Origin of the sequence: Nocardioides humilatus (assembly GCF_008373755.1) — a bacterium.
GTDB lineage: Bacteria > Actinomycetota > Actinomycetes > Propionibacteriales > Nocardioidaceae > Nocardioides > Nocardioides humilatus.
Genome location: NZ_VUJV01000006.1, coordinates 299411 through 312746 on the forward strand (window position 1 = coordinate 299411; position 13336 = coordinate 312746).

The 13336-nt window shown below is 71.3% G+C and carries 13 protein-coding genes; 7 read left to right on the forward strand and 6 right to left on the reverse strand.

The annotated features are described in order from the left end of the window. The first annotated feature begins 34 nt into the window (after positions 1-34). Positions 35-550 (forward strand): CinA family protein, encoded by a 516-nt coding sequence (locus tag F0U44_RS17645; RefSeq protein ID WP_306461722.1) that lies wholly within the window; start codon positions 35-37, stop codon positions 548-550. Between the two features lie 36 nt (positions 551-586). Further along, positions 587-895 (forward strand): helix-turn-helix domain-containing protein, encoded by a 309-nt coding sequence (locus F0U44_RS17650; RefSeq protein ID WP_246160632.1) that lies wholly within the window; start codon positions 587-589, stop codon positions 893-895. On the opposite strand, the gene htpX is transcribed toward F0U44_RS17650, so the two are convergent. The 3 genes from htpX to F0U44_RS17665 all read right to left on the reverse strand — a co-directional run bounded on the left by htpX (position 892) and on the right by F0U44_RS17665 (position 7334). Beyond that, positions 892-1830 carry a zinc metalloprotease HtpX gene (gene htpX / locus F0U44_RS17655; RefSeq protein ID WP_223163737.1) on the reverse strand — a complete coding sequence of 313 codons (939 nt, stop codon included), beginning with the start codon at positions 1828-1830 and terminating at the stop codon, positions 892-894. The genes F0U44_RS17650 and htpX overlap by 4 nt on opposite strands. A 167-nt stretch (positions 1831-1997) precedes the next feature. Then, entirely contained in the window at positions 1998-2783 is a 786-nt protein-coding gene (locus tag F0U44_RS17660; RefSeq protein ID WP_149729677.1) for a DNA-formamidopyrimidine glycosylase family protein, read from the reverse strand. 3 nt (positions 2784-2786) lie between these two features. Further along, the gene (locus F0U44_RS17665) at positions 2787-7334 is read right to left on the reverse strand and encodes an ATP-dependent helicase (protein ID WP_149729678.1); all 4548 of its coding nucleotides are present in this window, start codon (positions 7332-7334) and stop codon (positions 2787-2789) included. Between the two features lie 52 nt (positions 7335-7386). Here F0U44_RS17665 and F0U44_RS17670 point away from each other — a divergent pair, with 52 nt between their 5' ends. Next, positions 7387-7905, forward strand: a complete 519-nt coding sequence (locus F0U44_RS17670) for a protein-tyrosine phosphatase family protein (protein ID WP_188113538.1) — start codon at positions 7387-7389, stop codon at positions 7903-7905. A gap of 11 nt (positions 7906-7916) precedes the next feature. Here F0U44_RS17670 and F0U44_RS17675 read toward each other — a convergent pair whose 3' ends face one another. Both F0U44_RS17675 and F0U44_RS17680 read right to left on the reverse strand, forming a co-directional pair. Further along, positions 7917-8576: a response regulator transcription factor gene (locus F0U44_RS17675; protein WP_246160592.1), complete on the reverse strand. Its 660-nt coding sequence runs from the start codon at positions 8574-8576 to the stop codon at positions 7917-7919. Continuing rightward, positions 8573-10360 (reverse strand): GAF domain-containing sensor histidine kinase, encoded by a 1788-nt coding sequence (locus tag F0U44_RS17680; RefSeq protein WP_149729680.1) that lies wholly within the window; start codon positions 10358-10360, stop codon positions 8573-8575. Before F0U44_RS17680 ends, F0U44_RS17675 begins: the two co-directional genes overlap by 4 nt. Positions 10361-10521: 161 nt before the next feature. Between F0U44_RS17680 and F0U44_RS17685 the strand changes: the two genes are divergently transcribed. Further along, positions 10522-10974 (forward strand): hypothetical protein, encoded by a 453-nt coding sequence (locus tag F0U44_RS17685; protein ID WP_149729681.1) that lies wholly within the window; start codon positions 10522-10524, stop codon positions 10972-10974. 43 nt (positions 10975-11017) lie between these two features. On the opposite strand, the gene F0U44_RS17690 is transcribed toward F0U44_RS17685, so the two are convergent. Next, positions 11018-11350, reverse strand: a complete 333-nt coding sequence (locus tag F0U44_RS17690) for a TfoX/Sxy family protein (RefSeq protein ID WP_149729682.1) — start codon at positions 11348-11350, stop codon at positions 11018-11020. A gap of 68 nt (positions 11351-11418) precedes the next feature. On the opposite strand from F0U44_RS17690, the gene F0U44_RS17695 reads away from it, so the two are divergent. From F0U44_RS17695 to F0U44_RS17705, 3 genes are all read left to right on the forward strand, one after another. Beyond that, complete coding sequence (locus tag F0U44_RS17695) at positions 11419-12054, forward strand: class F sortase (protein WP_149729683.1); 636 nt, start codon at positions 11419-11421, stop codon at positions 12052-12054. 180 nt (positions 12055-12234) lie between these two features. Further along, complete coding sequence (locus F0U44_RS17700) at positions 12235-12996, forward strand: hypothetical protein (protein WP_149729684.1); 762 nt, start codon at positions 12235-12237, stop codon at positions 12994-12996. 21 nt (positions 12997-13017) lie between these two features. Continuing rightward, positions 13018-13335, forward strand: a complete 318-nt coding sequence (locus F0U44_RS17705; RefSeq protein ID WP_149729685.1) for a hypothetical protein — start codon at positions 13018-13020, stop codon at positions 13333-13335. Position 13336 lies beyond the last annotated feature (1 nt).

Sequence of the window (13336 nt, forward strand, 5' to 3'; positions counted from 1 at the left end):
CCGACTCCTGGCCCCGGCCCCTACCATCGGGGGCGTGAACGACCCCGGCGCGATCGTCGCGCGGCTGAAAGAGGCCGGCGCGACGGTCGCGACCGCGGAGTCGCTCACGGGTGGCCGGGTCGCGGCGCGGATCACCGACGTCCCGGGCGCCTCGGCGGTGTTCGTCGGTGGGATCGTGAGCTATGCGACCGCGGTGAAGATCTCCGTGCTCGGTGTGCCCGCGGACCTCGTCGCCGACCACGGCGTCGTGTCCGCGGAGTGCGCGAAGGCGATGGCCGAGGGCGTGCGGGCGTTGCTCGGGACGACGTACGGCGTCAGCACCACCGGCGTCGCCGGTCCCGACACCCAGGAGGGCAAGCCGGTGGGCACGGTCTTCGTCGGCGTCGCGAGCCCCTCGGGCACCCAGGTGGTCGCCCTTCAGCTCGACGGCGACCGCGGCGAAATCCAAGTCTCGACGGTTTCGGAGACGTTGTCGGCGCTGGCGGGCATCATGGAGGCGGAGGAGCGGTCACCGGCCGGTCGTGAACCGGAACATCCGGGGCTCGGGTAGCGTTGGGGGAAAGACCGCACGGGTTCGAGAGGGGAGATCGGCATGGCGCTGTTTCGCCGGATGCTCGGTGACGTACTGCGCGAGCGCCGATCGGAGCTCGGCCTGACCCTGCGCGAGGTGTCCGGCACCGCCCGGGTGAGCCTTGGCTACATCTCCGAGATCGAGCGCGGTCAGAAGGAAGCCTCCTCCGAGCTGCTCGCGTCGCTGTGCGACGCCCTCGAGGTCCCGCTGTCCCAGGTGCTGCGTGACGTGGCCGACGCGGTCGCGGTCGAGGAAGGCATCCTCGTGCCCACCCCGATCGGGCAGCTCCCGCAGCCCGACCAAGTCGTGGCGTCCGCCGCTTAGCGGTTGCGCAGCGCGGCCGCTTCGAGCCGTGCGATCCGCTCGCCCATCGGCGGGTGCGTGGCGAAGAGCCGGGTGACGTCCTGCGCTCGGAACGGGTTGGCGATCATCAGGTGACTCGCCGTCTGCAGCTGCTGGGTCGGCGGGAGCGGCGCCACCTGGGTGCCGCGCTCGAGCTTGCGCAGGGCTGAGGCCAGCGCGAGCGGGTCGCCGGTCAGGCGGGCACCGTCCTCGTCGGCGTCGTACTCCCGGGTCCGGCTGATCGCCATCTGGATGACCATCGCGGCGAACGGGGCGAGCAGCGCCATCGCGATCATGGCGAACGCGTTGGGGCGGTCCTCGTCGTCACCGCCGCCGAAGATCGAGCTGAACGCCAGGAACTGGCCGACCGAGCTGATCACGCCAGCGACGGCCGCCGCCACCGACGAGGTGAGGATGTCGCGGTTGTAGACGTGCATGAGCTCGTGGCCGAGCACACCGCGCAGCTCGCGCTCGTCGAGCAGACCCAAGATGCCCTCGGTGCAGCAGACCGCGGCGTGCTCCGGGTTGCGACCGGTCGCAAACGCGTTGGGAGCGTCGGTCGGGGAGACGTAGAGGGTCGGCATCGGCTTGCCGGCGCGCTCGGAGAGTTCGCGGACGATGCGATACATCGCTGGCTGCTGCGCCTCGGTCACCGGGTAGGCGTGCATCGCGCGGATGGCGAGCTTGTCGGAGTTCCAGTAGCCGTAGGCCGTGGTGCCCACGCCGATCAGGGCGAAGACCCAGATGAAGATCGCGTTGCCGGTGGCCGCGGAGATGGCGCCGCCGACGGCGAGCAGGAGCCCGATGATGGCGGCGAACAGCGCCGTGGTCTTCAGTCCGTTGAAGTGGTTGTGCACGTTGAATTCAACGGTGCCCGCGGCCCGGGCGTTCCCGGGCGGCGATGTGTTCAGGGTCATCTCAGGGTCCCCGCAAAGTGTCGCTGTTGAGCGCACGAAGTGTCGCTGTTGAGCGCACGAAGTGTCGAGGTTGCACTGCCGAGGTGTCACTCCTGACGCGGGCAACTCCGACACCTCGTGTAAACAACCCCGACACTTCGAAGGCTCAAGGTCGACACTTCGCGGGGTCAGCGGGGCTGACAGGAGGGGCACCAGTACGTCGTACGCTCCCGACCTTCGTCGCCGATCGGTCCGGCGACGATCGTGGTGCCGCAGCGCTGGCACGGCTGGCGCTGACGGCGGTAGACCCACATCGATCCGCGGCGGTCGCCCGTGGTCGAGGGCCGGCCGTGCTCCACGCCAGCGCGCAGCAGCAGGTGGGCGCGTTTCATGAGCCTCGCGGGGTCCTTCACGGTGCTGACCGGCCCGAGCGGGTGCAGTCCTTGGAGGAAGCACGTTTCCGCGAGGTAGATCGTGCCGATGCCGGCGACGACGGTCTGGTCGAGGAGCGCTTCGCCCAGCGGGCGGTCGGGGTCGACCAGCAGTCGGCGGACCGCTTCGTCGAGGTCGACGTCGTCGTCCATCAGGTCGGGTCCGAGGTGACCGATCACGGACTGCTCGTCGGCCGTGGGCAACAGCTCCACGAGTCCGAGGGCGAAGCCCACGGCCTCTCGGCCCTCGGCGCGGAGCACGACCTGCGCCTCGTGGGCGGGCCGCGTCCAGCGCTGCCCGGCCTCGTAGGTCCGCCAGACCCCCTCCATCTTGAGGTGGGTGTGCAGCGTCAGGGGCTGTCCGGCGTGGTCGAGCCGGGTGAGCAGATGCTTTCCGTGCGTGTGCGTGCCGAGCACGGTCGCGCCGGCGAGGTCGACCGTCGCCAGCGACGGCCACCGGAAGTCGGACCGGATGAGGACCCGACCCTTCAGCCCTCGGTCGAGCCGTCGCGCCGTGAGGAAGACGGCGTCGCCCTCAGGCACAGGTCAGCCCCGGATCCGCAGGCCGCGCGGGGTGGCCACGAAGCCGGCCGCGTCGAGGGCTGCGCGCAGGTTGCTCGGCCCCGAACCGAGGAGCGGAGCGCCGTCAGCCTTCTCGACGGTGAGCCGACCGAGCGTGCCACGTCGTACGGCGGCGGACAGTGCCTCGGCCGCCGGACCGAGCAGCTCAGGATCGTCGCTCCAGGTGAGCAGCGTGCGGCCGCCGCGCTCGACGTAGAGGACGAGGGCGCCGTCGACGAGGGTGACGATCGCTCCTGCCTTGCGGCCGGGTCGGTGCCCGGTCTCCCCGGTCTCTGCCGCCGTCGACACGGGCCACGGGAGGGCGGCGCCGTAAGGGTTGGCGGGGTCGGTTGCGGCGAGTGCGATCGCGGTCGGCTTGTCGTGCTCGGAGACCGTCGCGAAAGTGCGCAGCCGGTCGATCGAGCCGGCCGTGCCGAACTGGGCGGCGCCGAGCCCCTCGACGAAATAGCCCCGCCGGCAGCGGCCCGACTCCTCGAAGGCGGACAGCACCCGATAGACGGCCGCGAAGCCACCCGGGACCCGTTCGCTGACGACGGCACCGCGGGTGACGACGCCGTGACGGTCGAGCAACCGCTCGGCGGTCGCGTGGGCACGCCGGGTCGGGTCGGTGTCGATGGCGGGCAGCAGCGCCCACCGCCCAGCGGTCTCGGGCGGACCGGATCGCGCGACGCGACCGGGACGCGGGGCGGCCCGGCGGCTGCGATGGGCCGGTCGTCCGGACCGGGTCAGCGACCGCACCGGGGCAAGGGTGTCGTTGCTGATGCGTCCCGACCACGCCAGGTCCCACAGCGCGGCGCTCAACGCCGCGTCGTCGAGGCTGCCGATCGAGTCGCTGAGCTGGCGGAAGAACCAGGCGCCTCCGGGTGCGAGCGCGGTGATCACCTGCCGCTGCAGCTCGTCGTCGACCTCGCCCTGCGGGTCGGGGAGCGTCAACGACGCCTGGTCGGCGAGGTGGAGTGAGATCCAGCCGTCGCTCCCGGGGAGCGGGCCGTGGCCGGCCCACACGACCTCGCCGGTCGCGGTCAGCTCGTCAAGGTAGGCAGGTTCGTAGTCGCGCACCCGGGAGGCGAGGACCAGCGGTTCGAGGGCGGAGGCCGGCACGGGGGCTCCGGCGAGCTGCTCGACCGCTCGCAGGACCCCGTCGATGCCACGCAACCCCTTGCCTGCTGGCGAGACCTGCTGCCAGGCGGCCGAGAAGCGGGCGAGTGCGACCGGGTCGACCGGCTCGATCTCGTGGCGGAGCTTGGCGAGAGAGCGCCTGCGCAGCCGGCGCAGCACCTCGGCGTCGCACCACTCGTCGCCGACCCCGGTCGGCCGGAACTCGCCGGTGAGCACCCGGCCCTGGGCCTCGAGTCGCTGGAGCGTGTGGCGCACGACAGCGATGCCCAGGCCCAACCGCTCGGCGACCTGTCGGTCGGTGAACGGGCCGTGCGTGCGGGCGTAACGGGCGACGAGATCGGCCAGCGGGTCGTCGACGGGCTCGGTGAAGGTCGCGGGGGTGCCGGGCGGCACGGGGACGCCGAGGCCGTCGCGCAGTCGTGCCACGTCCTCGACGACGGCCCAGGCTTCGCCGTAGGCCATGCGGACCTGGACCACCCGGCGCGTCGCCGCGAGGTCGGCCAGCCAGTCGGCGACGGGGGAGTCGGGCACCGCTCGCGCGACCGCCTCGGCGGTGGTCAGCGGCCCGAGGAGGCGCACCAGGTCGGCCATGCCCTCGGCGTCGCGGGCCCGCCGGTCGGGGGCGACGCGCTGGAGCTCGGCCTCGACCTCGGCGAGCACGTCGGGGTCGAGCAGCTCGCGCAGCTCGGCTCGCCCGAGTAGCTCGGCGAGCAGGCCCTGGTCGAGGGTGAGGGCGGCGGCGCGCCGCTCGGCGATGGGGGAGTCGCCCTCGTAGACGAACTGCGCGACGTAGCCGAACAGCAGCGTCCGGGCGTACGGCGACGGCTGGCTGGTCTCGATGTCGGTGACCGTGACCTCGCGTCGCTGCACCCGGCCGAGGAGGGCGGTCAGGCTGGGCAGGTCGTAGACGTCGTTGAGCACCTCGCGGACGGTCTCGAGCACGATCGGGAAGGACGGGTAGCGAGCGGCGACCTCGAGCAGCGCCGCAGCGCGCTGGCGCTGCTGCCACAGCGGGCTGCGCCGACCGGGGTCGCGGCGGGGCAGCAGCAGGGCTCGGCCCGCGCACTCGCGGAACCGGCTCGCGAACAGCGCCGACCCGCCCACCTCGCGGGTGACGATGTCGTCGATCTCGTCGGGCTCGAAGACCACGAGGTCGGCCGTCGGAGGTTCGGCGTCGGTGTCGGGGATCCGGATCACGATGCCGTCGTCGGAGGCCATCGCCTGGCTGCCCTGGCCGGCGAGCCCGTAGCGCTCGCGCAGGCGGGCGTTGATGGCGAGCGCCCACGGCGCGTGGACGGCCGTGCCGTAGGGGGAGTGGAGCACGAGACGCCAGTCGCCGAGCTCGTCGCGGAACCGCTCGACGAGCAGGGTCGTGTCGCTCGGGACCAGGCGGGTCGCCTCGACCTGTTCGCGGACGTAGCCGACCAGGTTGTTGGCCGCGTTGTCGTCGAGGCCCTCGGTCTTGGCTCGAGCGCGGGCGTCGTCGTCGGGCATCGAGGCGAGCTCGCGGTTGAAGGCGCCGACGGCCTCGCCCAGCTCAGCAGGTCGGCCGAGGGTGTCGCCCTTCCAGAAGGGAAGGCGTCCGGGCACCCCGGGTGCGGGGGAGACCAGCACCCGGTCGTGGGTGATGTCCTCGATGCGCCAGCTGGTCGCGCCGAGCGCGAAGACGTCGCCGACCCGGCTCTCGTAGACCATCTCCTCGTCGAGCTCGCCGACCCGCCGGCCGGTGCCCTCGCCGACGAGGAAGACGCCGTAGAGGCCTCGGTCCGGGATCGTGCCGCCGCTCGTCACGGCCAGCCGCTGCGCGCCGGGACGGCCGGAGATGCGGCCGGTGACGCGGTCCCATGTGATGCGGGGCCGCAGCTCGGCGAACTCGTCGCTCGGGTAGCGGCCGGCCAGCAGGTCGAGCACGGCGTCGTAGGCAGACCGGGGGAGTCCGGCGTAGGGGGCGGCGCGCCGGATGGTGTCGAAGAGCTCGTCGACGTCCCACTCGTCGAGGGCGGTGATGGCGACGACCTGCTGGGCGAGGACGTCGAGGGGGTTGGCCGGCACCCGCAGCGCCTCGATGCCGCCGGTCCGCATCCGCGCGACCGAGACCGCAGCCGGGGCGAGGTCGCCGCGGTGCTGGGGGAAGAAGACGCCCTTCGAAGTCTCGCCGACCTGGTGGCCCGCGCGACCGACCCGCTGGAGGGCCGAGGCCACGCTCGGTGGCGACGCGATCTGGAGGACCTGGTCGACCGCACCCATGTCGATGCCGAGCTCGAGGCTGCTCGTCGCGACGACCGCCGGCAGTCGGCCGGCCTTGAGGTCGTCCTCGATCTGCGCGCGCTGCTCCTTGGAGACCGAGCCGTGGTGAGCCTTGGCGAGCAGCTGCGCCGAGCCCGCCGAGGCGCCGGACTGGGCCATGACCTGTGCGGGCGGCACCACACCGTCGGCGCTCTCGCCGGTCGCGATCTCGTTGAGCCGGGCGGTGAGCCGCTCGGCGGTCCGGCGGGAGTTGGTGAAGACGATGGTCGAGCGGTGCTCGCCGATCAGCTCAGCGACCCGTTCCTCGACATGGGGCCAGATGCTCGCGCGCCTCCGGGCGACCGACTCGCCCAGGTCGTCGTACGCCTCCACCTCGGGGCGTCCGCTGTCAGGCTCCGTCATGTCCTCGACGGGTACGACGACGGTCAGGTCCCACTCCTTGTGGGCGGGTGGGGCGACGATCTGGACCGGCGCCTGGCCGCCGAGGAACCGCGCGACCTCTTCGGCCGGCCGCACGGTCGCGGAGAGGCCGATGCGCTGGGCAGGCTTCGGGAGCAGGGCATCGAGGCGTTCGAGGGTGATCGCGAGGTGGGCTCCGCGCTTGGTGCCCGCGACGGCGTGCACCTCGTCGAGGATGACGGTGTCGATCCCCGCGAGCGATTCGCGCGCCCGGCTGGTCAGCATCAGGAAGAGCGACTCGGGCGTGGTGATGAGGACGTCGGGCGGTCGCGTGGTCAGCGTGCGTCGCTCGTTGGCGGGAGTGTCACCCGAACGGATGCCCACTCGGACGTCGGGCAGCGACGCGCCGGGCGACAACCGCTCCGCGGTGTGCCGAATGCCGGCGAGCGGAGCGCGCAGGTTGCGCTCGACGTCGACCGCGAGTGCCTTCAGTGGCGAGACGTAGAGCACCCGGGTGCGCTTCGTCTTCTCCTCAGGCGTCGGCGTCGTCAGCAGCCGGTCGATCGAGGCGAGGAACGCGCTCAAGGTCTTGCCTGAGCCGGTGGGTGCGATGACCAGGGTGTGGTGGCCGCTCGCGATGGACTCCCACGCGCCCGCCTGCGCCGGCGTCGGGTCGGCGAACGCCGCCCGGAACCAGGTCCGGGTGGGTTCGCTGAACCGGCTCAGCGCGTCGGGTGACTCGTCCACCGCACCATCCTTGCGCACCGCGCCGACAGGCCGCGATGGGATGATGCGGGCCGTGCTCTGCCACTCCTGTTACGCCGAACCGGATGCCATGCCCGACTGCGGGGCATGCCAGGGGAGCGGCCGCGCCACGCGGATGCCCCTCTGTGACGACCCGTGGAACGAGGTCATCCCCGGACTGTGGCAGGGCGGCCACGACGTACGGTCTCAGCGCCACTCCGCTTGCGTCGTCACCGACCAGTTCGACGTTGTCGTCAGCCTCGTCGCCCGTCGGGGCTACGGGCCGGACGAGGGGGTGGAGCACCACGTGTTCCGGATCTCAGATGCCGTTGTCGACACCCTCGTCGCCGAGCGCCTGCAGGAGCTCGCGACGGTCGTTGCTGCGGCCGTGCGTGACGAGCGCCGCATCCTGGTCCGCTGCTCGGGCGGCCTGAACCGCTCAGGCCTGGTCGTGGCCCGCACCCTGGTCGAGCTCGGCTACTCCGCATCCGACGCCGTGGACCTGGTCCGAGCCGCCCGCGGCCCTTGGGCCCTGACGAATCCGATGTTCGTCAGGCACCTCAAGTCTTTGTAGGTCGAGACCACCTAATTGGGCGGCAGCGAGCCCTGGCCGAGACCCGCATCGCGCGCCTTGATCGCCGCAGACGTGCGGTCGGCGACCTGCAGCTTCTGCAGCACCACGGAGACGTGGTTGCGCACGGTCTTCTCAGCCATACCGAGCCGCTCGCCGATCGCGCGGTTGCGGAGCCCGAGAGCCATGAGGTCGAGCACCTCTCGCTCGCGCTCGGTGAGCTCGGGGAAGGCCTGGGCGGCGTACTGCTCGGACGTGCCGGTGAAGAAGGCGATGATCCGGTTGGCGACCGCCTGTCCGTAGACCGCGTTGCCCGCCGCCACGGACTCGATCGCGCGTTCGAGCTCTTCGCCGTCGACACCCTTGATGAGGTAGCCACGGGCTCCGGCGCGCAACGCTCCGAAGACCTGTTCGTCGTCCTCGTGCATGGTGAGGACGAGGACGGGCAGGTCGGGGTGGTCGGCGCGGAGCTGCCGGATCGCGGCGATGCCGTCCAGCCCGGGCATCGACAGGTCCGTCAGCACGACATCCGGGTGGGTGCGCGCGACGACAGCGAGGAGCTCGGGGCCGTCTGCGGCCTCTCCGACGAGCTCGACGGACAACGATCGCGCGATGACCGCCGTGATCCCGTAGCGAACCATCGGGTGGTCGTCAGCGACCACCAGCCGGATCACGGGGCACCGACCGGCAGCTCGGCGCGAACCCGGGTCCCCGGCTCTGCCCGCTCGATCAGGAGGGTGCCGCCGAGCCGTTCGGCCCGCTCCGTCATCGACGCGGTGCCAACACCGCCGGGACGCGGTCCGGTCCACCCGACCCCGTCGTCACGCACCTCGACGACGAGCCTGTCGTCGAGCGCGATCCGCACCGTGCAGCGGGAGGCGTGGGCGTGGCGTACGACGTTGGTGATCGCCTCCTCCGCGATCCGGAACGCGGCGGCCGTGACCGGCGGCGGCAGGCTCGGTAGGACGGACGGGGCCTCCAAGGACACCTCGAGGAGGCCGGCATCGCGCACCTGATCAGTACGGCGCCGCAGGGCCTCGACGAGGTCCGCTCCGTCGAGGGCGGCGGGCCGCAGGTCATCGATGATCCGTCGGGTCTCCTCGAGCGAGGAGGAGACCTCTGCTCGGAGTCGCGAGACCATCTCGGCACCCTCGCCGGGAACGGTCGGAGCGAGTGCGTCGAGGCCGAGCCCGATCCCGGTCAGGGCGGGGCCGAGGCCGTCGTGCAGCTCTTGGCGGAGCCGGCCGCGTTCGGCCTGGGTCGCCGAGACCACCCTTTCCTTCTCGAGCCGCAGCTCCTCGGCGATGCGGACCGCGTGCAGCACCGCAGCGATGAGTGGAGCGACCGCCTCGGCGATCCGTCGATCGGCGCCCGTCCAGGCCGACCTGCCGACGCGGGGCCCGACGCGCATGGTGCCGAGCAGGTTGCCGCCGAAGGTGAGGGGCACCTCGAGCGGTTCGGCGGGGAGGGTGCCGACCTGCGCTCCGGCCGGGCCGGCGATCCCGATCCCCTCGACCCCGAGCGCGTCCCGCAGCCGGGCCAGGACGCTGCCGAGCGTCTGGTCGTCGATCGCCTCTCCCATGGGGACGCCGAGACGGTTGAGCATGGCGAAGGGATCGTTGCGGTCGCCGGTCAGCAAGGTGACCTCGATGCCGAGCGCCCCGTGGCGCAGCACGCCGACCGCCATGGCGACGAGGACCGCAGCGTAGGCGACGGTCCCGAACCGTTCGGTCGGGCCGAAGAAGATCACCAGCGCCGCTGTCACCGTCGAGGCCAGCAGCAGGAGAAGGGCGGACCGCTCCGGCCCGGGACGCCGTCGGATCCGGACCGCTGCCTCGCCGATGATCAGCACGGCGGCGATGAGGACGATCGCAGCGCCGCCGATCAGGAGCGGGATGCCGACGGGCTGGAACGTCAGCACGGAGCTGGTGTCGCGGACCACGTCGGTCACGGCCTCGCGCGTCATCGAGTATCCGACGTAGTGCACGACCAGGCCGGTCAACGCCACCCGCTCGAATCGCGCTGGCCACCGCCCCGACAGGGTGCCGGTGGGGTAGCGGACGACGAGCAAGGTGACGGGGACGAACACCGAGACGACCCACAGGCCGGCCGTGAGCGCTAGCACGAGCGCGCCGAACGGGAGGCGGTCATCGAGGACGAGTGCGCGGGCGCCGTACGCCTGGCCGGCCGTGCAGAGCGCGAGGCTCAGGCCAGCCACGGTGACGAGCCAGCCGATGGGGTTGCGCGGACGGAGCCAGGTCAAGACGGTGCCGACCGTCGCCGTCGCGATGCTGCCGAGGACGTCGTCGACGTCCGGCTCGATCGGGTAGGTCAGGAGCGGGTGGTTCTCGAGGTCGAGACCGCGCACGAGGAGCAGGTAGCCGACGTCGGCCACCACGACCAGGCCGAACAGGGCGAGGCCGAAGAACCTGAGCCGTGTCTCCGACGGGCGATGCATGCACCTGAGTGTGGCGCTTCGCTCGGCCGCTCGTCCTCGGTTTGCGTCCCAGGTCGCCCGGGACGTCCTCCCGGCCCGACCAGGACGGCTGCACCTGGGTAGCGCGCACGATCGACGGTGTGCTGGGGCTCCTTCGACAACCCGCTCCCGAGGAGAACGTCATGACCAGCCAGATCACCACCACCCACCGTCCCGACGTCGCCCGTGCGACCGAGAGCTGGCCGCTGTACGCCGCGGTCTCGGTCGGCCTGTCCGTCGTCCTGACCGCGATCGGCACGTTCTGGTCGCCGCTCGCCAACTACGAGGCCACCCAGAGCGGCGAGGACTTCATCGCCTACCTGGTCGTCATCGCCGTCATCGCGGTCGCTGCCGCGGTCGTCTTCGGCCTCGTCGTCCGGAAGGCGCCCGCCGGGGGTGGCCGGGTCCGTACGGCGGTCCTGTCCGTGCTCTCGGTGCTCAGCATCGCCGTGTTCTGGGCCGGCCTCCCGATGGTGTTCGCCGGCGGGGCCGCGTGCCTTGCGATGGAGAACCCGCGCAGCCTCGGGTCCCGGATCGTCCTCGTCGTGACCGCACTCGTGGGCGCGGTCGCCGTCTGGGCAGCCTTGGCGGGCTGAGCCCGGTCACTCTGTGGGGCGGCGGACGCCGGCCCGCTCGTCGCTACTTCGGCGGCAGCGAGCCGGCGTACGTCGCGCCGCGCTGCACCCACGCGTCGAGCGCGTCGTCGGTGGCGACGTCCGTGGTGTCGACGCGGAGCCAGCCGGACATCGAGCGGCCCCGCATCTCCATCGGCTCCGCAGGCGTGGTTGCGACGAGCTCGTCTCCCTCGGCCGGGTCGACCCGCACGAGGATGCCGCCCTGGCCGCTGGCGGCGACCGCCATGTTGCCGCCGACCATGAAGCCGAGCCCGCCGAACATCTTCTTCTCGGTGAGCAGCGGCGCGCCCTCGAGGAGCGCCCGGATCCGGTCGGCGAGGACTTCGTCGTAGGCCATGGCGCGAGAGTACGACCGCCCACGGACAAGCGGCCGCCGGCTGCCGACCGGCAGGCGACAATGACGGGGTGCGCCGACGTCGAGCCTTGATCGCGACCGCCCTCGTGGTGGTCCTGATCGGCGTGCTCGTCTGGTGGCTGTTGCGGCCGGACGCGGAGCCCGAGAAGGCGGCCGATCCGGCGCCGACGGTGCCGCTGGTCAAGGTGCCGGCTCCCACGGTGCGTCCGGTGCCCGGGCCCTGCGACGACCCGGCTCGGCACGCCTTCCCCCCTGAGGCCATCACGATCGACGGCATCGCGGACGCGGTGGCCGTCATCGGCGTACCTCGCGACAGCCGGGGCGTCACTGGCGTGCTGCCGTCGAGCGACAAGTACGACTTCGCGTGGGACCTCGGTGGCATCGAGCCCGGGAGCAAGCACGGCAACGTCTTGCTCAACACGCACACCTGGCCGGATGGCACCGCCCTCGGCAACAAGCTGCTGGCCGACCTCGACGAGGGCGACCAGCTTCTTGTGACCGGCGAGGACGCTTCGCTGTGCTACGAGGTGACCGAGCGGATCGAGGTGCTGGCGACCGAGGGCTACCCGCCGTACTACGACGAAGATGGTCCGCCGCAGATCGCGATCATCGTCTGCTCAGGCACGCGGACCGGACCGGGGCAGTGGACGCACCGGACGATGTGGTTCGCCAGCCCGAGGCGCTGAACGGCGCCTTCACCGACCGGGCCGCGACGGGTTCTGCTGCTAACGAACGTGACAAAGCCGATGCGCGCCTGAACACAACGCGGTCACGATTTCGCAGGTGGTCCTGACGCCGTCGCCTTCGGGTCCGCGTCGCCGCTAGCGTCCGACGCCGTCCCACCCACTTCGTCTCGGGAGTGATCGATGAGTCGCGCATTGTCTTGCCCAACGCTGGCCGGAGTCATCGCCTCCGCGTTTGCCCTGTCCACCGCCTTGCCGATCGCGTCGACTGCCGTCGCCTCACCCGTCGCCAAGACGTCGGTGTCACGGGCCGTTAGTGGGCACGGCAGCCGGGTGGCGCGAGGCGAAACGCCTTGCAGTGCGGGACAGGGCTACGCGGTCAAAGCGTGGATCATCGCGTACGGCCCCGGAGGCACCGACGGCCACGCCTTCATGATGCTGCGAAACATCGGGGAGACCCAGCGACACTTCCACTCCATCACGCTGATGGCGGGGCAAGCGCTGACCTTCGGCACGTGGGGCAACAGGGAAGACGGCCAGGGGATCTACCTCAACCTGGAGGGCCACTTCTTCCACAAGAGCGGCGCCTACGGCAACAATGTGGCGCTGTCCAAGAACATGTGCCTCGGCGACTTCCAGTGGCTGCGAGACAACCTCGAGTACTACAACGAATGGTCTACGACGCGGAACTGCTCGACGTTCGCAGCAGCCATCTGGAACCAGTTGATCGCACCGGGAAGGGTCGTCGACCCCGATGACGGTGTCTGGGATGGCGTAGATACACCCACCCGGCTCGCTCACTCGATCGACAACTACGACGAATTGGTGGACGTCGACAACCTTCCGAATCCTCCCGACAGCAAGGTCAAGCGCTTCCGCGATCCCGGTAACGTGGACCAAGTCTCGCCGAGCTCCCTCGAGGGCAGCGGCGGGTCCTCGGGCTAGTCGACTGACGTTGGAGGCATCGTGATCGACACGTTCTCGGCAACCATCCTCGCCGTGGTGGTGGGGTGCGCCGTGGTCGCTGCGATTTCGCGCATCCGCGGGCACTCCACACAAGCAACAAGGTGGGCGCTGACCGTCAGTCTGTGCGGAGGCGTGCTGCTTCTGCTGATCGACTGGTGGAGCATCGGCGGAAACCTCGGCTTCGCTGACGAGGCTGAGATCGGTGGCATGTCGCGTTCGATCCACCGGATGATCTTGATCGCGATTCTCGGATGGTCCGTGGTCGTTGCCGGGGTCTCCGCCGTCCGTCCTGCGCGCGCGCCAGATCGAAACGCGTAGG

Bases quoted from the DNA above. Each gene is read 5' to 3' on its own strand.
- F0U44_RS17680 (WP_149729680.1), bottom strand. From the start codon at position 10,360: ATGCATCGCCCGTCGGAGACACGGCTCAGGTTCTTCGGCCTCGCCCTG.
- F0U44_RS17700 (WP_149729684.1), top strand. From the start codon at position 12,235: ATGAGTCGCGCATTGTCTTGCCCAACGCTGGCCGGAGTCATCGCCTCC.
- F0U44_RS17690 (WP_149729682.1), bottom strand. From the start codon at position 11,350: ATGGCCTACGACGAAGTCCTCGCCGACCGGATCCGGGCGCTCCTCGAG.
- F0U44_RS17685 (WP_149729681.1), top strand. From the start codon at position 10,522: ATGACCAGCCAGATCACCACCACCCACCGTCCCGACGTCGCCCGTGCG.
- htpX (WP_223163737.1), bottom strand. From the start codon at position 1,830: ATGACCCTGAACACATCGCCGCCCGGGAACGCCCGGGCCGCGGGCACC.